The organism is Ruegeria sp. CG4 (assembly GCF_056537185.1).
Map to the genome: position 1 here is coordinate 70948 of NZ_JBQFRB010000014.1, position 18252 is coordinate 89199.

At 58.4% G+C, this 18252-nt stretch carries 16 protein-coding genes; 9 read left to right on the plus strand and 7 right to left on the minus strand.

What is annotated here, in order from left to right; genetic code table 11:
- Positions 1-66 precede the first annotated feature (66 nt).
- From ACR0J2_RS23045 to xrtD, 3 genes are all read left to right on the plus strand, one after another.
- The gene (locus tag ACR0J2_RS23045) at positions 67-681 is read left to right on the plus strand and encodes a polysaccharide biosynthesis/export family protein (protein ID WP_170682281.1); all 615 of its coding nucleotides are present in this window, start codon (positions 67-69) and stop codon (positions 679-681) included.
- A gap of 12 nt (positions 682-693) precedes the next feature.
- On the plus strand, positions 694-2271 hold the full coding sequence (locus ACR0J2_RS23050) for a hypothetical protein (RefSeq protein WP_480814003.1): 1578 nt from the start codon (positions 694-696) through the stop codon (positions 2269-2271).
- 132 nt (positions 2272-2403) lie between these two features.
- Positions 2404-4023: a VPLPA-CTERM-specific exosortase XrtD gene (xrtD, locus tag ACR0J2_RS23055; protein ID WP_170817314.1), complete on the plus strand. Its 1620-nt coding sequence runs from the start codon at positions 2404-2406 to the stop codon at positions 4021-4023.
- 59 nt (positions 4024-4082) lie between these two features.
- Here the strand turns inward: xrtD and ACR0J2_RS23060 are convergent, their stop codons facing one another.
- Both ACR0J2_RS23060 and ACR0J2_RS23065 read right to left on the minus strand, forming a co-directional pair.
- Positions 4083-5339, minus strand: coding sequence for a glycosyltransferase family 4 protein (locus tag ACR0J2_RS23060; protein ID WP_480814004.1), 1257 nt, complete (start codon positions 5337-5339; stop codon positions 4083-4085).
- The gene (locus ACR0J2_RS23065) at positions 5326-6588 is read right to left on the minus strand and encodes a nucleotide sugar dehydrogenase (protein WP_480814005.1); all 1263 of its coding nucleotides are present in this window, start codon (positions 6586-6588) and stop codon (positions 5326-5328) included. The genes ACR0J2_RS23060 and ACR0J2_RS23065 overlap by 14 nt, the downstream gene beginning before the upstream one ends.
- A gap of 423 nt (positions 6589-7011) precedes the next feature.
- On the opposite strand from ACR0J2_RS23065, the gene ACR0J2_RS23070 reads away from it, so the two are divergent.
- From ACR0J2_RS23070 to ACR0J2_RS23090, 5 genes are all read left to right on the plus strand, one after another.
- Positions 7012-8508 (plus strand): oligosaccharide flippase family protein, encoded by a 1497-nt coding sequence (locus tag ACR0J2_RS23070; protein WP_480814006.1) that lies wholly within the window; start codon positions 7012-7014, stop codon positions 8506-8508.
- An 84-nt stretch (positions 8509-8592) separates the two neighbouring features.
- Positions 8593-9630, plus strand: coding sequence for a glycosyltransferase family 2 protein (locus tag ACR0J2_RS23075; protein ID WP_480814007.1), 1038 nt, complete (start codon positions 8593-8595; stop codon positions 9628-9630).
- Between the two features lie 5 nt (positions 9631-9635).
- Positions 9636-10571, plus strand: coding sequence for a sulfotransferase family protein (locus tag ACR0J2_RS23080; RefSeq protein ID WP_170617014.1), 936 nt, complete (start codon positions 9636-9638; stop codon positions 10569-10571).
- Positions 10571-11593: a lipid II:glycine glycyltransferase FemX gene (locus ACR0J2_RS23085; protein ID WP_480814008.1), complete on the plus strand. Its 1023-nt coding sequence runs from the start codon at positions 10571-10573 to the stop codon at positions 11591-11593. The genes ACR0J2_RS23080 and ACR0J2_RS23085 overlap by 1 nt, the downstream gene beginning before the upstream one ends.
- A gap of 1 nt (position 11594) precedes the next feature.
- Positions 11595-12275, plus strand: a complete 681-nt coding sequence (locus tag ACR0J2_RS23090; RefSeq protein ID WP_170808203.1) for a polysaccharide deacetylase family protein — start codon at positions 11595-11597, stop codon at positions 12273-12275.
- On the opposite strand, the gene ACR0J2_RS23095 is transcribed toward ACR0J2_RS23090, so the two are convergent.
- Both ACR0J2_RS23095 and ACR0J2_RS23100 read right to left on the minus strand, forming a co-directional pair.
- Positions 12267-13172 (minus strand): sulfotransferase domain-containing protein, encoded by a 906-nt coding sequence (locus ACR0J2_RS23095; RefSeq protein WP_480814009.1) that lies wholly within the window; start codon positions 13170-13172, stop codon positions 12267-12269. The genes ACR0J2_RS23090 and ACR0J2_RS23095 overlap by 9 nt on opposite strands.
- Before the next feature lie 19 nt (positions 13173-13191).
- Positions 13192-14433, minus strand: coding sequence for an O-antigen ligase family protein (locus ACR0J2_RS23100; RefSeq protein WP_480536737.1), 1242 nt, complete (start codon positions 14431-14433; stop codon positions 13192-13194).
- 51 nt (positions 14434-14484) lie between these two features.
- Here ACR0J2_RS23100 and ACR0J2_RS23105 point away from each other — a divergent pair, with 51 nt between their 5' ends.
- Positions 14485-15690 (plus strand): capsular polysaccharide synthesis protein, encoded by a 1206-nt coding sequence (locus ACR0J2_RS23105; RefSeq protein WP_480814010.1) that lies wholly within the window; start codon positions 14485-14487, stop codon positions 15688-15690.
- 12 nt (positions 15691-15702) lie between these two features.
- On the opposite strand, the gene ACR0J2_RS23110 is transcribed toward ACR0J2_RS23105, so the two are convergent.
- From ACR0J2_RS23110 to ACR0J2_RS23120, 3 genes are all read right to left on the minus strand, one after another.
- Entirely contained in the window at positions 15703-16599 is an 897-nt protein-coding gene (locus ACR0J2_RS23110) for a hypothetical protein (RefSeq protein ID WP_480814011.1), read from the minus strand.
- A gap of 32 nt (positions 16600-16631) precedes the next feature.
- Complete coding sequence (locus tag ACR0J2_RS23115; protein WP_170617001.1) at positions 16632-17423, minus strand: sulfotransferase family 2 domain-containing protein; 792 nt, start codon at positions 17421-17423, stop codon at positions 16632-16634.
- A 160-nt stretch (positions 17424-17583) separates the two neighbouring features.
- Positions 17584-18252, minus strand: a 669-nt coding sequence (locus tag ACR0J2_RS23120) for a hypothetical protein (RefSeq protein WP_480814012.1), incomplete at its 5' end; no start/stop codon positions are given.

An 18252-nucleotide genomic window follows, 5' to 3' on the forward strand; every position in this document is an offset into this window, starting at 1 on the left:
GGACTCGTAAAGGATTGTTTCAGGCCCCACGAACAGGCATAAAAGAAAAAAACGAGAGATTTGAATATGCGGACAGTAATAGGACCATTGATCGCTTTCATCGCCGCCATGATTGTGGCGACCGGGGCGTGGGCGCAGGGCTCGTATCAGATCAAAGCCGGCGATGCGCTGCAGGTTGAAGTTCTCGAAGATCCCACGCTGAACCGAACCGTTCTGGTGCTGCCGGATGGTTCCATCAATTTCCCGCTTGCCGGCTCGCTTCGGGCAGCCGGTCGTTCGACCAGCGGGCTCAGCTCATCTCTCGCATCGGCGTTGTCCTCAAATTTCAATACACCGCCGACCGTCTTCGTTTCGGTCGCTTCGCTGGCGCCCCCTCCGCTTCTGGGCGGGCTGGCCGCAACCGGACCGACCATTGATGTTTTCATCATGGGTGAAGTCAACATACCCGGCAAACATCTGGCGACCGAAGGCACAACCATTCTTCAGGTTTTGGCGCAGGCCGGCGGCCTGACCAATTTCGCGGCCCGCAAACGCATCGAATTGCGCCGGGCTGACAGTAAAACAGGCGTGATGAACAAGTATACTTATAACTACAATGGCTCGGGCAGTGGCATCCAAGGCAGTACAGTGCTCAGACCCGGAGACGTTGTTGTCGTGCCAGCACGCCGCTTGTTCGAATAGGGGCTGATACAGGTGGGGAAATCGAAATTCAGGCTGTCCACCATGCTGGGGGGCGGGACGGCTCTTATAATTTCACTTACACCAGCGGTCGGGCAACAGGCCTCGACACAGCAGACAACACAGCAGACGCAGGCCTCGACGCAGCAAACGACCACGCAACAGTCGACGGTCGCTTCAACACTTGCACAGCAATCGCCCAGCCAGCAGCTTATTTCGCAGCAGGCGCTGAGAAACCCCGCGCGGCAGGTTGGCCTGCCGGCAGCGGGTCAGCAGACCGGCACCGGAACCGGCCTGACCGTCACGCTGGATTACCTGTCCTCGCTCAGGCATGACGACAACCTGCGCCTGACCGATCCGTCGCTTGGGTCCACCACCTGGTGGGAAAACACATTGGCGCTGGGGGTCCTGAACCAGACATCGGATTCAACGCTGAGATTCGATCTGTCGGGATTGTACCGGATCGCCAATGAACCGATCATCGGAACGGAATCCAGTTTTTCGGATCCACTTGCACGGCTGGTCTATCAGCGGACCCGCGCCAACAGCCGACTTGGCCTGCAAGCGGAATACCGCGAGAGGGATCTGTCCTTCAACCGTTCGCTGACCGATACCAACCTGGACGGTGTCATCGATGCCTCCGACGTCATCGGTACCATCGGCGATCAAGTCAACACACGCGGAAACCTGGATTGGGAGACCGGTCTGACCGATCCCCTGGGATTCCGGTTCACCTATAATCACCGCGAACGCAGCTATTCGAACACAATCGACCCGAACCTGTTCAACAACAAATCCGACGACTACACGGCAGCGGTTCTGTTTCGGTTTTCTCCGACTTTACAGGGGAACCTGACCCTTGATTACAGGGATTTCGTAGCTGACGACAACGTCCGGACCGACCGGCAGACAACCGTTGTATCGGTTGGTGGAACCTACAACATTTCCGCCATCACCAGTGTCAGTGCCAATATCGGCTACAGCCAGGTTGACGACACGCAACGCGCGAATGGCACAAATGACGTGACCGAAGATTACGTCTGGAGCTTTGCCTGGAACAAGATACTGCCGGACGGAAACGCCGATATTCTGTTTGACCAGACATTCGGCGTGAACGGTTCGAGGATCAACGCAACCGCCGGCCGAACGTTCCGGCGCGCCAGCGGGGTATTCGGTTTCAATGCCGGCTTCACCCGGGGACCGTTTGACGAGGTGACGCCGATCGGTCAGATCGACTACAGCTATCAGCTGGCCAGCTCACGGATCGGCGCAACGATTCAGCGCCGGGTCGGCACCAGCACACAAAGCGTGGAAACCCGGCAAACCCTGGCTTTCCTGACCTATGACTATTTCATAAACCCGGTATCCGGCCTGTCTTTCAGCGTCAATTTCATCGATCAGGAAGACGAAGGGACGGGTTCGGCCAATCCAAGACAGCGCGGCACGTTCAATGCCTCCTATACGCGCGCGATCTCAAGGGACTGGGCGGTCAATCTGGGTTATCAATACGAGATGGACGACCAGAACGGCTTTAAGGCGACCTCGAATTCGGTCTTCCTGACACTTGGGCGGCGGTTCACCCTCAGACCCTGATTTTTCCGGGCCGGGGTCACACCGTCAACAAAGGCGCCGGCTATCACTTATTGTTTCGGCTGCGGATCAAAATCGCGGGAGCCCGGGCCGTCATGATTTCGGGGCATGTTTTATTATGCATGATAATCCGTGATGCATCGTTTCGATTCGAAAGACAGCCGCGGCAATCTCCTTGAGGCGGCCCGGGGCGGACTGCCGGCCATAAGCTCTGCCGGGCTGTTCTGGTTTGCCCTGTTGCTGCTTGGATCAATGCCCATCTTCTGGATCGGGATCGTCTCGCTGGGGGCCGCGTGGAGCACCCCGGAATACAGCCATGGCCCTCTGATCCCGATCATTTCGCTGTATCTGTTCCTGCGCGAATTGCGGGACATGCCGCCACCCAATCCGGTTGTTCATGACCGCTGGCCCGGTGTGCTGGTGATCGCGGCCGCACTGATCATCGCCGTTCTGGGCAATCTGGCCCGCATCCCCGATATCGTCACCTATGCCATGATCATCTGGACCGGTGGCGTCATGCTGACCGTGTTCGGCTGGCAGCGGGGCAAATATCATCAGCTGCCTGTGCTGCATCTGGTGTTCATGCTGCCCCTGCCGCAGTTCGTCTATTGGAAGCTCACGATCTTCCTGCAATGGATATCGTCCGAGCTTGGCGTCTGGTTCGTGCAACTGGCGGGCGTTTCGGTCTTTATCGAAGGCAACATCATCGATCTGGGGGTCTACAAGCTACAGGTGGCCGAGGCCTGTTCCGGACTGCGCTACCTGTTCCCGATCCTCAGCTTCTCGTACCTCTTTGCGCTGCTTTACCGTGGCCCGATCTGGCACAAGGTGGTTCTGCTGGTGTCAGCCGCGCCACTGACCGTGCTGATGAACTCGGTCCGCATCGGCGTGATTGGCGTTCTGGTCAACCAGCACGGCATCGAGCAGGCCGAAGGGTTCATGCATTTCTTCGAAGGCTGGATCATCTTCCTGCTTTGCGTGGCCATTCTGTTCCTGATGGCCATCGGGCTGCAGCGCCTGGCCCCGAACCCGCAGCCCTTTGCCGAGACAATCGATCTGGACACCCAAGGGCTGGGCACCGTCGCATTGCGGGTTTTGGGCATCCGCGCCTCGGTGGCACTGGCCATCGCCGCCCTTCTGACGCTTGCGGTTTCGACCGCATGGACCCTGCGGCCCGCCTCGGAAGTAAAACCGATCGAGCGGGATCCCTTTGTTCTTTATCCGCGCCAGCTGGGCGAGTGGTCCGGCTCGACCACCAGCCTTGATCCCAATGTCGAACGGACGCTGGGTGCCAGCGACTATCTCCATGCCACTTATATCGACAGCGGATCGGGTGATTTCGTGAACATGTTCGTGGCCTTCTACAACAAGCAGACCGATGGTGACGGCATCCATTCGCCCGAGGTCTGCCTGCCGGTGGGCGGCTGGGAAATCTTCAGCCTTGAACCTTATGAGATCAACCCGGGCGACACGCCCTATGGCAGCTTCACCGTCAACCGCGCGGTGATCCAGAAAGAGCTTTCAAAGCAGCTGGTCTATTACTGGTTCGAACAGCGCGGCAAACGCATGGTCAACGATTTCCGCGCCAAGATGAGTGTGGTTCAGGACGGCTTTACCATGGGGCGCACCGATGGCGCGCTGGTGCGTTTTGTGACCCCGATCCTGCCTGGCGAAACCGAGGCGGACGCGGATGCAAGGCTGCAACGGTTCATGGAACCCAGCCTGAACCGCCTGCCGCAATTCGTACCGTTCTAGGCTTTTGAAGTGACGCGCAATGTGATCCGAAAACCGGTTCCCACTTTTCGGATTGCGCTCTAACCCTTCCAGATCCGCTTGTAGGCCGCGATCAGCGCGGGCACCTGATGCGGCCAGGCCATCTCGGATTCGACCCGGGCGCGGCCATAGCGGCCCATGACGGCCCGCCGTTCATCATCCGCCAGCAATTCGGCGATCCTGTCCGCCATATCCACCGGATCGTTGGCCTTTGCATAAAGCGAAGCCTCCTGCGCCGAAAACCGCCCTTCGGTCACGTCGAACTGAACGATGGGCTTTTCGAACGCCATGTATTCGAGGATCTTGTTCATGGTGGACTTGTCGTTCATCTCGTTCACCCGGTCCGGGTTCACGCAGACATCGGCGGTCGACAGGATCTCGAACAGATCATGGTCCGGGGCCCGGCCAGTGAAGGTGACGTAGTCCGACAGGCCCATATCGACCGATTGCTGTTGCAGCTTCTCAAGGCTGGGGCCACCGCCGACAAGGCAGAACTGGATATCGTCGCGGCCCTGCACCTGCACCAGATGCGCCACGGATTCCAGCAGCAGGTCGATGCCTTCCTGATCGCCCATCACACCGACATAACCCACCATATACTTCCGACCATTGCGCCAGGCGGGGTTCGGCGGCAGGTGCTGCAACCGGCTGAGGTCGGGGCCGGAACGGACGACAAAGACATCCTCGGGCGCCATGCCGCCGCGTTCGATGGCAATCTTGCGATAGCTTTCATTGGTGGCAATCGACACCCGGGCCGAAGCGAAGGTCAGCCGCTCGAACGTCTTCATCAGCTTCCAGAAGAACCCGCGCTTGTTGAACTTGGCCTCATACAGCTCGGGGTTGATGTCGTGGTGATCGAACAGATAGCGCACGCCAAACAGCTTGAAGGGCAGCGCCACCAGAAAGATCAGATCGGGCGGGTTGCAGCCATGGATGACGTGAAAGCCGCGCGTGAACTTGATCTTCAGCGCCAGCCAGCTTTCCCAGAACAGCGCCGCGCCATATTCCAGCAGATACCCCAGCGCGCCACTGGCATCCAACGGCAGCGGGTGACGATAGACCTTGATGCCCTCGTCTTCCCACACACGTTCCTCATGCCCCTTGCCGGTGGGACAGATGACCGAGACCAGCGCGCCTGCGGCGGCCAGCGTGCGCGCCTCCATCCAGACGCGGCGGTCGAAGGGCACCGGCAGGTTCTCGACCACGATCAGAACCTTCAGCCCTTTCAGAGGCTGGCTCTGGCGCAGCTCCTCGAACGAAACCGGCTGAACGGCGGGCACGGGGCTAGTCATATTCATAGGTTCGCACCACCTCTGTATCGCCCAGGTTCAGCTCGTTGATGATCCGGTTCGAGCCGATCACCAAGTCCCATGGCCCGGCCTCGGCTGTGGCGCGATCGACCAGCAGGCTGCCCACCGTCGGCAGGTGGGTAAAGGTATAGCCCAGGTTCTGACCGCGCAGATCGGCGGGCCTGATGGCGGGGTCGTAGACCGACAACTGATACCCTCCCTGCAGCAGCCGGCGGGCGATGTCGACATTCGGGCTTTCGCGCAGATCGTCGGTCTCGGCCTTGAAGGCCAGCCCCGCCATCAGGACCCGGCCCCCTTCGGGCAACCGTGCCATGATGTTCTGCACCTGATGGGTCTTGTGCGCCTCGTTGGTGCGCAGCAGGCTGTCGATCAGATGCGTATGCGCGCCCACCTCGCCCGCGATATGCTGCAGCGCGCGGACGTCCTTGGGCAGGCAGGACCCCCCAAACGCCCCCCCGGGGCGCGTGTAATAGGCCGAGATGTTCAGCTTGGTGTCCGAGACGAAAATCTCGTGCATGGTCTTCGCCGAAACTCCCATCTGCTGGCAGATGCGGCCAACCTCGTTGGCAAAGGCCACCTTGGTCGCGTGCCAGGTGTTGTCGACGAACTTGGTGATCTCGGCCTCTTCATAGGCGGTGTAGAAAACCGGCGCATCCAGACCTTCGTGCATCTCATCCATCACGTCGGACCGGCCGCCGTCACTTGTGCCGACAACGATCTTGGGCGGGCTGAAGAAATCATCCACCGCTGACGCCTCACGCAGGAATTCCGGGTTATAGACGATCTCGACCGCCTGCGCGGTCCGGTCGCCCAGAGTGCTGCGGAAAATCGGCTCGATCAACTGGCGGACGGTACCGGGACGGAAGGTGGAGCGATAGGCCACCGTCAGGGGCCGCGCGCGGTCGGGCGAGACGGCCCTGGCGATCTGGCGTGTCACCTCGGCCACGAAATTCATGTTGTGCGAGCCGTCGGTCGAGCTGGGCGTGCCGACACAGACGATGGCCAGATCGACATCGGACAGATCCGGAATTTCAACCACTGCGCGGATCAGGTTCCGGCCAAGCGCATCCGTCAGCAGATCGGCCACCTTGGGTTCCTTGATCGGAGGCTGCCCGGCGTTGATTTCGGAAACCTTGTCGGCATTCACATCGACGCCGACCACCTCATGCCCTTCGCGGGCCAGACAGCAGGCTGCCGTGAACCCCACATACCCCAGGCCAAAAATCGCAATCTTCATACTGCTTTACCGTTTTAAAACTGGCAGGTGGCGTTCCTGCTGCTGCTCATACAAATATCAGGTGCCCTGTATTAAGCGCCCTTGCACAATCAGAGATCAATCTGGGAAACTTACAAAAAAATTACCCTGCAAAGTGCTGCATTTTTTTGACACGGAACAAGGGTGCACATTAGAAATCGGTTCAACATTCTGACTCAAAACGAAAATCATGCAATTTCCACTCGCAACGCACCAACATTCGTTTGAATATCAACTCAATCACCGGTTTACCAGTGCGGCGACTCCGTATGTTCAGGCGCAGCCTTGGCGAAAGAGGAAAGCGAAACAATTGTCTGCTATGCTGGTATTTGTCTCCAAAATGGAAAGATAGCGCTTTTGGAACACCCTAATGAACCAAGGTCAAACCGCAGCTCCGCCCTGGCGGTGGGTGCGGCGACTCTGCTTGCTTCGGGCTTGTTTCGGCAGGGGCTTGGGTTGGTCACGCTGGCCATTACGGCACGGCTTCTGACGCCGGAAGATTTCGGTGTGGCCGCGTATTTTCTGATTGCGACGGCCTTTCTGGAGATGCTGCAACGCCAGATCGCCATTGTGCTGATCCGGCTGGATGACGTCACACAGGACCACCTTGAGACCATTTTCACCTTTCAGGTGATATTTGGGGTGACGGTCGCACTTCTGTTCTACGCGTCCCGGCCTCTGGTTGCCCTTATCGGTATCCCTGAACTGGTTCAGCTTACGCCCGCACTTTGCCTGCTGGCCATTACGGTCGCCTTCAGAAGCCCGCGTTTCATACTTTTTGAAAGAACGCTTCGCTTTGGTTATGCGGCGGGCGAAGAAACTCTCATTCGGGTCATCTATTCGGTTACCGCGATTGCCCTTGCCTGGATCTGGCGCGACTTCTGGGCAATTGTCGTTGCCAACTTCTGCGCCCTGACAGCCCGCGGCGTCTGGACATTCAGCATGGCCCCGATGGTGCCGCGGTTGTCGCTGGCGCGGTGGCGCGACAGCCTGTCGTTCTCCACCTGGTCCCTGGGCGCCCAGATCGCGCAGTTCTTTTCCAAGAACATGCCGCAACTGATTATCGGCGCGACCCTGGGGCTGGCAGATGCCGGGATTTTCCGGCTTGGAAACCGCATCAGTACGCTGGTGACAACCCAGCTTTTTGCACCCATGCAGCGGGTAATCTATCCGGGTCTTGCAGATATCGCCCGCCATACGGACCGCAAGGACGAAGCGTTTATCCGGCTGAACGAACTACTCATCGCGATCGTACTGCCCATGTCCGTCGGCATGGCTTTGGTCGCCAATCACATCATCCTTGTTGTCTTTGGCTTCAAATGGCTTGCGGCCACGCAGGTGATATGGGTCCTGGCTCCGCTCAAGGCCCTTGAGACCCTGCAGGCCAATGTTCGGGCGGCAGCTTATGTCGAAGGATCAACGAAACTCCTGTTTGTCCGAAATTCCGTTCTGTTGATGCTGGTGTGCATTTTCATGTTGGTCGGCGTCAATTTCGGTTTCACCGGCGCACTGATCGCCGCTGGTGCGGCAAGCGTTGCCGCCATTGCAATGACACTGACGATCGCCAAGCGACACGGAACCCGGACTTTCTTCGGCCCGCTGACCGTGGCCTGGAGAAGCATCATCTCGTGTCTTGCCATGGTTGCGGTGGTTCTGTTCATTGGCAGCGCGTTTGGAACACCCGCCCATGTTGGCTGGGCTTTCGATTCCTGGGATGACGTCCCAAGGCTGCTTGTCATCTTCCTGACAAAGGTGCTGGCGGGAACGTTCACATATATCGCAACGCATCTGCTGCTTTGGCTGCTTGTCGGTCAGCCCGACGGCGTTGAAAAAGTCCTGCTTAAGTTTCCAAAGCGCCTTCTGAAGCATTACCTGGATTCAAAACCGGCAAAGCAGCGTTAGACCGATCCCAGGCCGGGACCCTGTGAGTTAAACTAGTAAATTGTGACAGATCATTCGATGTACATAGCCAGAGAACCGGACAGGATGGAACACGAGCAAAACGGTCAGAAGCCGGAATCATCGGTTTCCGATACGCCGCCCGCCCGTCCTGAACTGGATCTCAGTGTCATAATCGTGAATTACAACACCCGTGATGTGACGTCCAAGGCAGTACAGTCCGTGCTGGATCATTGCGGGGGTCTGAACCTCGAAGTCATTGTCGTCGACAACGATTCAAGCGATGACAGCGTCACTGCCTTGCGGACGGCCTTTCCCGAAGCGAGGATCCTGGCGGCGGGGCATAATGGCGGCTATGCCTGGGGCAACAATATCGGCATCCGGCAGGCGCGGGGACGCTATCTGTTGATCCTCAACCCGGATGCGCAGGTCTATGACGGAACGCTCGAACGCGCCGTCTCATATCTGGAAAACAATCCCGATATTGGCATCCTCGGCGGGCATGTCTCACTTGAAAACGGTGCACAACAACCCACCCTGTTCCGTCAGGTTTCCCTGAGCAGCCTGTTCTGGAACATTCTGGTACCGAACCGCATCATCCGCAAAACCCGCATGTTCGGAGATCAGCGCTATGCCTCGCGCGCCCGCGACACCGTACAGGATGTCGATGTCGTCGCCGGGTGTTTCATGATGGTGCCAAGGACCATCATCGACGCTGTCGGTGTGATGAATGACCGCTTTTTCATGTATAGCGAGGAATCCGAATGGTGCTGGCGGGTCCGGCAGGCCGGTCTGAAAGTGCGCTACAATCCGGATATCCGGCTTCTGCACTACGGCGCGGTTTCCACCGGGCAGACCTCGCCCTGGAAATCCGTTGAAATCGCCAAGGGGCATATTCTGTTTCTGCGCTTCTCGCGTGGCCCCCTGATCGCGTGGTTGGGAACCGGCCTCATGACAATCGGTGATCTGCTGCGGGGTGTCTGGTTCCTGCCCGTAAGCCTGATAAAGCCCCGCCACACAGGCGCCCGAGCCTGGCGGGCGCGGCTTGCGTTCTTGCTGGGGGCCCTGATCAGACCTCCGCAGGGGCAGGTGCCGCCGCAACCCGCCCCGGACATGATGACATGAAGAGCATGGCGAAGCCCGTGTTGCGCGGCATTGTCCACACCGTTCTCACCCCGCTTGAACGCCGGATGCTTGCACGGCAACCGGCCGCACGGTGGCCGCATGTCTTCATTCTCGGCGCCCCCCGATCCGGCACCTCGCTGTTTTACGAGCTTATGGCAACCGGCTTCGATTTTTCCTTTTTCTCCAACCTCGCACACCGGTTCTACAAAACCCCTCTGGCCGCCACCCGGATCGGAGGGAAACTGATCTCAGATCACACGCCTGTCTACCAAAGCGACTATGGTCACATTTCGGGGTGGGCTGCCCCGAATGAAGGCGGCTGGATCTGGCAGCGATGGCTCGAGGACGGCCCCTGGGTGGATGAACGGCACCTTACGTCCCTGCCCGTCGAGGAAATCAGGGCAACGCTGGCCGGCATGTCGGCCTTGTCGGACGCTCCGTTCATCAACAAGAACGTGATGCATTCAAATCGTGTGCGATTGCTGGACGCGTTGTTTCCCGGTTGCCTTTTCATCGAAGTGCGCCGTGATGCCAGGGACACGGCCAGATCCATCATCCGGGCCCAAAGGCGAAACAAGGGACCCGAGCGGGACCATGAGGAATGGTGGTCCGTCCGCCCCTCGAATGCAGGTGGTGATACCGACATCGAACGCGCCTGCCGGCAGGTTGTCGGCGTTGCCAATGATATTGAACGCGATTGCGCCCATATCGGATCAGACAGGCATTTACAGGTCGAATACGAGGCGCTTTGCGCCGACCCGAAACGCATCCTGACCAGTGTTGCGGCATTCCTGGAACAACACGGCGTACCGGCCACGCCACGCCCCGAGGGGCCGGTTCCCGAACAGTTCACCCTGCGGGCCTCCAAACCGCTTGAAGCGGAAGAAGAGGCCGCTTTGGACCGGATGCTGACCCCCCGTGCGGAAACCGCGGCGATCTGATGGGGGCTGGCACTCTCTCTCTGCGCCGGGTCGAGGCGGAAGACTGGCCCCGCCTCAGCGGCGGGTTCGAAGACCTCACCTATGAACAAAGCCTGACCTATGCGGAGGCCGCAGCCAGGCGCATAGGGGCAACCGCCGAATTTGTCAGCCTGCATGATACGCAGGGAACACCGGTGGCTGCGGCATGCCTCAGGATCAAGCGGGTTCCGGTTCTGAAACGCGGGGTCGCCTGGATTGCCGCCGGGCCATTGATCCACCCCAAGGGGGGCGACGCCCCCGATGCAGCCATGATCCGCGCAATCCTCTCGGACCTGCGCCAGCACGTACATGCAAGCGGTCATGTCCTGCGCCTGCGCTTCCCGGTCATGGCCTCCCCCTCAGACGACGCAATAACAGGGGCAGGGTTTCTGCCCTCCGAACGGGCAAGCTCATACCGGACGGTTCTGATCGACCCCGATCAGGACGACGATACCCTGATGCGCGCCCTGCACGGCAAATGGCGCAATCCGCTGCGCAATGCGCTGAAAACGGGAATGGAGTTTGAGACCGGCCCGATTTCGGACCTGTCCGGGCGATTTCACAAGCTTTACGAACAGGTACAGGCTGCCAAGGGATTCCAGCCCGATATTCCGCCGGATTTCTACTATCCGCTCGCGGGGCCGGATTTCGAGCACGACGTTCTGATCGCGCGCAAGGACGGTGCCGATATCGGCGCAATGACCATCGGACGCACCGGCACAAACGCTGTCTATCTGTTTGGGGCAACCTCGGACGCGGGGCGCACGCTCAATGCCGGGCACTATCTGATGTGGCACGCCATGTTGCATTGCCGGGAACATGGGATCAGGTGTTTTGATCTGGGTGGCATAGATCAGGATGCAAATCCCAGCGTCACCCGTTTCAAGTTGCGCACCGGCGGCACCGACACCACGGCCGCAGGACCCTTCGAGGCCTGGCCAAAGGGCCCCATGGCAAGCCTGATCGGCCTGGCCGAAACGCTGCACGGGAGGCTGAAGCGCTGAGATGGCACGACGGATCGGTCTCAATTTTCACGGCATTGGCTCTCCGGCCCGCGACCTCGAAAAGGATGAGGCCCCCTATTGGTTGTCCGAGGCGCAGTTTACGGCAGTTCTTGATCGCGTCGCCGCAGCCCCCGATCCGCAGGCCTTTGTTCTGACCTTCGATGATGGCAACCTGTCGGATTATGACATCGCACTTCCGGCTTTGGCCGAACGGGGGTTATCCGCAAGTTTCTTTGTGCTGACCGGACGGCTGGACCAGCCCGGGTCCCTGGGCCGTAGCCACATTTCGACCCTGCTGGATGCGGGGATGCGTATTGGCAGCCATGGCATCGCGCATGTCGGCTGGCCGGGGCTGGATCAGGATGCGCTCGACCAGGAGCTTGGGCAATCCCGCAGTGTACTGCAGGACATTTGCGGCCTGCCCGTTACCGAGGCGGGTATCCCCTTTGGCCTGTACAACGCCCGTGTCCTGCGCGCGCTGCGCCGCAACGGATATACGGTCGCATTTTCCAGCGATGCAGGACGAATGAACGACCACAGCTTCCTGCGCGCCCGCACGTCCCTGCGTGGCGATATGACACCAGCTCAGTTCGACGACATTCTGGCTGGCCGTATGCCGCCGGCAAAGCGGTTGCGCCGTACGCTTGGAATGACAAAGAAGCGGCTTTTGCCGTTAACCTGATCGGGCATACCCGAACTTGTCCAGAATATGCCCGAGTTCCTGCTCGATATAGGCGATATGTTCGGGCTCCAGTTCATCCTTCCACTGGCCGCTGCGGCCACTGCGGATATGCGCGCGTTCATTTGGTTTCGTCGCGGACACCTTGCTGCGCTTGCCCGCCTCGAACAGACGCATCAGCCGGACGCCCAATTCATGCGCCCTGCCGGTCAGCCCGAGGAACGCGAAAATCTCCGCATAGATTTCGTCCCGGCGGGGGCCCATCAGATCACCATACTGCACTTCAAGAACATCCGGGTTGGACAGATCCCAGTTCTCAAGATTCTCGCGGCTGAAATAGATGAAGTGGCGGATCTCCATGAACAGCCCTTCGGTCTTTCCGGCAGCCTGCAGTTTTTCCTGATAGGTCTTGCCGGTCTCGTCCGGCACATGGGCCCAGAGTTCATTTGTCCACAGATGGTAGTGATAGGACGATACGATCATGTCGCGTGGATCGCGCATGATATGTATCCCCCGGTACGGTCCGATCTCGGCCAGAGGCGTCCGGCTGTGCGGCGACAGGAAAACACGGGTTTCCGGTTTCGGAGGGCCCTTGGAAATATCCTCGAACCGCACCCCAAGTCCAAGAGCCAGCAGCTTGAGCACCGCCTTGAAATAGGTGGTCATGGCCTTGTGGTGCGTTCCGACAAAGATCCTGGTCCGGCTTTTGGCAAAGGCCCGTTCACTGAACCTGCAAACCAGCAGCAGCGGCAGCATCTGCCAGAATTCCGGATTCTTCAGCAGCCCATAATTCTTGCGGATCGAAATGGGAACCTGAGTAACCTTCTTGCGCAACCGCGAGCGTTTCGGTTTATGCCCCAGACCGGCATCCGTCATCACCTTGCTGTCCTGAACCGTCATCTGGCTGGCATCCCTCATCTCATTCAAACCGGGTATACCTGATCCGCCGCTCGCGCCCGGATACAGGCTCTGACTGCTCCACATCGCTTTCGTCCCGGGCATCAATGAACCAGATGCCCGCCCCCAGAATGAACATCAGCAGACAGAAGATCGCGTCCCACAGGTGCACTGAAATGGCCGCAACGCACATGCCAGCCAGTGAAAAAAGGTACCCCAGCCGATAACTTGCCAGCCTGCCGGTCAGAGGCGCCCGGCCGACATCGCGAAAAATCAGAATGACCGGGGCAAGCAACAACACAAACCCCAGGATGCCATTTCGCATCGCAAGCACCAGCCAGAAATTATCCACACTCGCAAGCATCCATCTTGGGCGGGTCCAGTCATTCAGACCAATGCCAAACACAGGGTTGCGCATGATGTCATCGGTGACGTTGTTGAAGATGTGAATCCGGTTCCATGCCGTTGACGGCTTCAACGTCAAATATGATGCAAATATCTGTGCCGGAGACCGGTTCGAAAAAATTTCAATGAACACGTACATGCCCGCAAACATATAAAGCAGCAGGTTCCATTTCTTTTTGACCGTGGCAAGAACCGTCGACCACATCATCAGTGCGAACTGTACCGCCACCGACAGCCATGCTCCCGAAGACAGCGATGAGAATACGGCCAGAGCAACAAGGCCCACTCTTGGGAGCTTGTAGAAAATGCTCCGGTCATACCCCAGAACATACCACGCCAGGGCAAATACCGGGCTACAGAACAGGCCATACAGGATCGGATGCGGCAACGATCCCTGTGCGCGATACAGACCCAGTCTCGGCTCATGTTGGACGGTTCGGTACACATCGCCGAAATTGCCGAAGAAATCCAACAGGATGGACCGGTTCGTATTGTTCTGGTGAATGCTGAACGGGAGCATCAGAAGGACGGCAATAAACAACCAGAGGGTAAAGAACCGGAACGCATCCGCATCCCTGATCACCCAGCGTGCAATGAAGTAGGGCGACAGCGTCTCGATGATCCGGATGCCGATAAATTCCCATTGCGAAAATCCGTGATTGACCAGAATGGCCAACGCGCCCCACAGCGCAAAACATACCATCAGGATATCGATTGCGCGGATCCGGTCGCTTCCGTCAAGCCAGCGGATGATCGCCGGGAAAAACAATAAAATCAATATGATGCGGTATCCGCCTAGCCGCAGCCCGGCCACATCAAAATAATAGGGCAGGATAAAGCCAAGGATCAGGGCGGGCACAACGAAAAGCGCAGGCCCGGTACTTTTTGCACCGCGCCCTTTCCGTGACCTATGCTGTATTTCTGCCTGCGTTACCAAAACGCATCCACTTCCTGTATGAGCTGCTCGTTTCGGTTCCACTCTGATGTCCAATGCGCCCCGGACACCCGCATAAGAGTATACCGACACCACCGTCCTGCTCGCAACGCAGAACTGAATCGCGCCGCTTACGCCCGAACCCACCTCGAACAATGGTTACAAAATCACCGTTTTGTTTCCAGTTTATACCTGCTGAGCAACAGTGTCCGTGAATGGTATTTCACTTTTCGACTGACGTCTGGCGCCACATCAAATTGGCAGCTAAAACACCAGCGGGGGACGATAGGAGCGATTAAATTGGCGAGAAACCCTTGGATTTTGTTTTTTGTATCTCTGGTTAAAGTTAAAAAGCTCCGCAGCCTGGTGCGCAAGCTCACCCGAAAAATCGGAAAAAAACAGCCAGATGGCTTTGAAGCCGCAGTCCCGCGAACAATTCCGCGCAACATCTGGATGTTCTGGGACAAGGGCATCGACGAGGCGCCGGAAGTCGTCAAAATGTGCATCGCGTCCTGGCAGGAAAAAAACCCGGATTGGACGATACGTGTTCTCGATCGGAATACGGTCAAGGATTTCGTCGATCTGCCTCCGTTGTCGCCAGAAATGTCGATTCAATCCTATTCCAACATCCTCCGTTTCAAGCTGCTGAAAGATCACGGCGGCGTCTGGGCGGACGCGACGGCCTTCTGCATCAAGCCGCTGGACGAGTGGTTGCCGATTGTGGGGCAGCGAGGCTTCTTCGCCTTCTTCTGGACCCCGGAAACCCGCTGGTTCACCTGGCCCGGATATACCCGCGAGGTTGCAACCTGGTTCCTGGCCTCCGAGCCCGGAAGCCCGATCATGGCGGACTGGTACAGTTACAGCATCCGCTACTGGGAAAACCGTCAGAAACCGCATCTCTATTTCTGGTGCCAGACACTCTTTGAGCTGTTGATCTACATGCGCCGCCCCTTCCGCCGGGCCTGGCGTGAAGTTCCCAAAATCGGTTGTTTAGGGCCGCATCTGGTCCATGACTGTATCATTCGCAACCGCGACACCGCCCGAATAGCCCGCATTCTGGACAACGGCGCGGCACCGGTACAAAAGCTGCGCTGGCAATGGGATGAGCAGAAACTGGCAATTGCAAAATCCCTGCTGCATGTTGATGAAACCGAGCCTGTGAAACATCCAAAGGCCGTTTGACCTTTCCGCAGCTCAGGGCATCCGGAGCAGCATCCCCGGATAGTCACGTTCGATCCGCTGCAGGTCCTGCGCATATTTCTGCTGCAGGGCGGCGGCGGTCTCGGGCCGGTATGGGTGGAACGGAGACCGGCCGGATCCGGCAGGCAGTTCTTCGTAGTAGATGCGTTTGACGCGGGCGCGCCGGTCCTGAACCGACAGGGACCTGTCCAGATCTTCCGCCTTGCGGATCGCCTCGTGTGATGGCGAGGTCGTACGCGCCGGCGGGGGCAAGTCCGGGAAAGCTCCGACATCCCGACCCGCGAATTCCGTCAAAATCTCCTGCCAGTGGACCCGGTATTCCTCGTGCTGCCAGACCTGAAGGCTGGCGTTGGGGAAAGCGCTCAGAAGCCGCTCGATGAGGTCGGGCCAGCTGGGCGGCGCATCAAGAACTGCGTCACCGATCCGAGATGCCCATTCCGGTCTGGGTGCGAAGGTCTTGAGCATCTGCGCATAAGCAGATGGCAGCAGCTTGTCATAAGCCCGGATACCGAGAAAGAGTTTGACCGAAGCCCCCCGTGACAGCGCATTCACAAGATGCGCACCGCGAAACGACGGGTAGAGACCGGGTGCAAGCAGATCGTCGGAATATCCAAGCAAGTCTTCATCCGACAGCATGACCGCTTCAGCGCCATTGCGCAAAGCATCAATGTGACGCCGGAACTGATAGGCCAGCGGCGCGGACCAGAACCGCCGCCGCCAGTGATTTGGGTTGGCATAGCGCCGTTGCAGCGGGCCGAACACCTCTCTGGGAATATAGTCGATACCCTTTTGCGCCAGCTGATCCCGATGCGCGAGCAATGTGTCCTGCAGATGCGTCGTCGCTGTCTTATGCGCCCCCAGATGTATGCGCCATTCCTGTACCGGTCGCACCCGCCCGCTCCAATTTCTACCCGAACCTCAAGTCACGCAGCCACATCTGCCAGAACCTCCTGATACAGCGCAATATCAGCGGCGTAATATTCCCGGACAAAATCCTGCAGGTCGGATTCGTGGAAAACCGGATGCGGCTGCGCGCTTCCCGGTTTCATCAGCACGCGCCGGGCCGAAACGCGCAAGGTTTCATGCACCGGGGCCGGCAGAATCCGCCGGGCCAGCGCACTGCCCTTGTATGTGGCGTGTTTCAGGGCCGGATGGCGAAACACGGTCGTCTTGTTTGCGTGCCCGATTTCCAGCGCGTCTGTGCCGATATGCCGGGACAGTGCCTGAACCAGAAGATCAAGCCGCTCGACCGGATAGAGGTGCCGCACCAGCCGTTCCCCATTGAGCCTGATGAAATCGGACTGCCGCGAAAAGTGAACGTAATCGGGCGCGATCACCTTGGGGCCGGACTGCAGATAGGCGATGACCTTTTGGGTTTCGCCGCGAATTTCCTCATCGCCGAGTTGGGCGAATTCCTTGCCCAGATACATCTTGGCCCGCTGCGACATCGCAGACTGGAACCGCCGGAACGGATCGCGCAGCAAAGCATAGCTTTCGTATTCCTGCAGTTTCCGGAACGCCTCGGGGTCCAGATCACGCAAAAGCGCAAGTGGCAGATGGCGGTAATCGACCTCGCCCAGTTCCGGGTGGCTCTCGACCTCTTTCAAAAATCTGACATCTGCGTCGTGAAAAGGCAAAACCGCATTGCGCACCGATGTGCCGGCGCATTTTGGTATGTGAATGAACACAAAGCGGTGACGATCAGATAAAATCATAACTCAAAAACCCAAAACTCTCTGCACTGTCTGAACCCGTTATCCTGAACGCACAAGTCCACACTGCGCATACCCTTGAATGCTATTTTGGCCGGGTGCAAGTTTACACCCGGCCAACACGCTTTTTTCTGTCTCTGCACGCATGCAAGACAGTGTATTTTTAGGCGCCCAGCCAATCGTCAGGTGTAACCGGCGAGTCGATGAAGGCAACGTCGTCATCGACGGCAAAGTGGCTGATTTCACCATCCACGTTGTACTTGCGCGTTGAGCCGAGGTTCCATCCCCATTGCTTGCCACCATGCGCATCGACAAAGTCGAAATCCACGGAGGTTTCCTCCAGGACCAGAACATCGTCGACCAGAACCTGCAGACGATCCGCCGTTTCATCGACAATGAGTGTGATCTGATGAGTATCGGTGTCATTGAGACCGATATTATCGACCCGGAACCCTTTGCTGAACTTGGCGTCATTGTTCTGAACATGCGCAATCAGTCCGTCATCATCCAGGGTCAGACCCACGCGGCCCTTGTTCCAGACCAGGCGCTGCTCGCTGCCATCCGCCTGATCGCGGGTAAATTCGACGGTAAACGCCAGCTTATCCGAAGACTCAAACTGCTGAAGGCGGCCAAGTTTCACGGCATCGCCCTGCCCGTCAAAATGAATGGCCGGGCCAGAAGCCGTGTTCACGACCGAGGCATCCCCCAAAAGATCCGCTTCGCCATTGCCGGGCAAACCTGCGATGTCCAGGATAAAGTCATCGCACACCGCCAGCAGGTTGCTGCCGCCCCCTGTGCCGCCGCTATCGGGCTGGGTTGGTGTCGTTCCGCT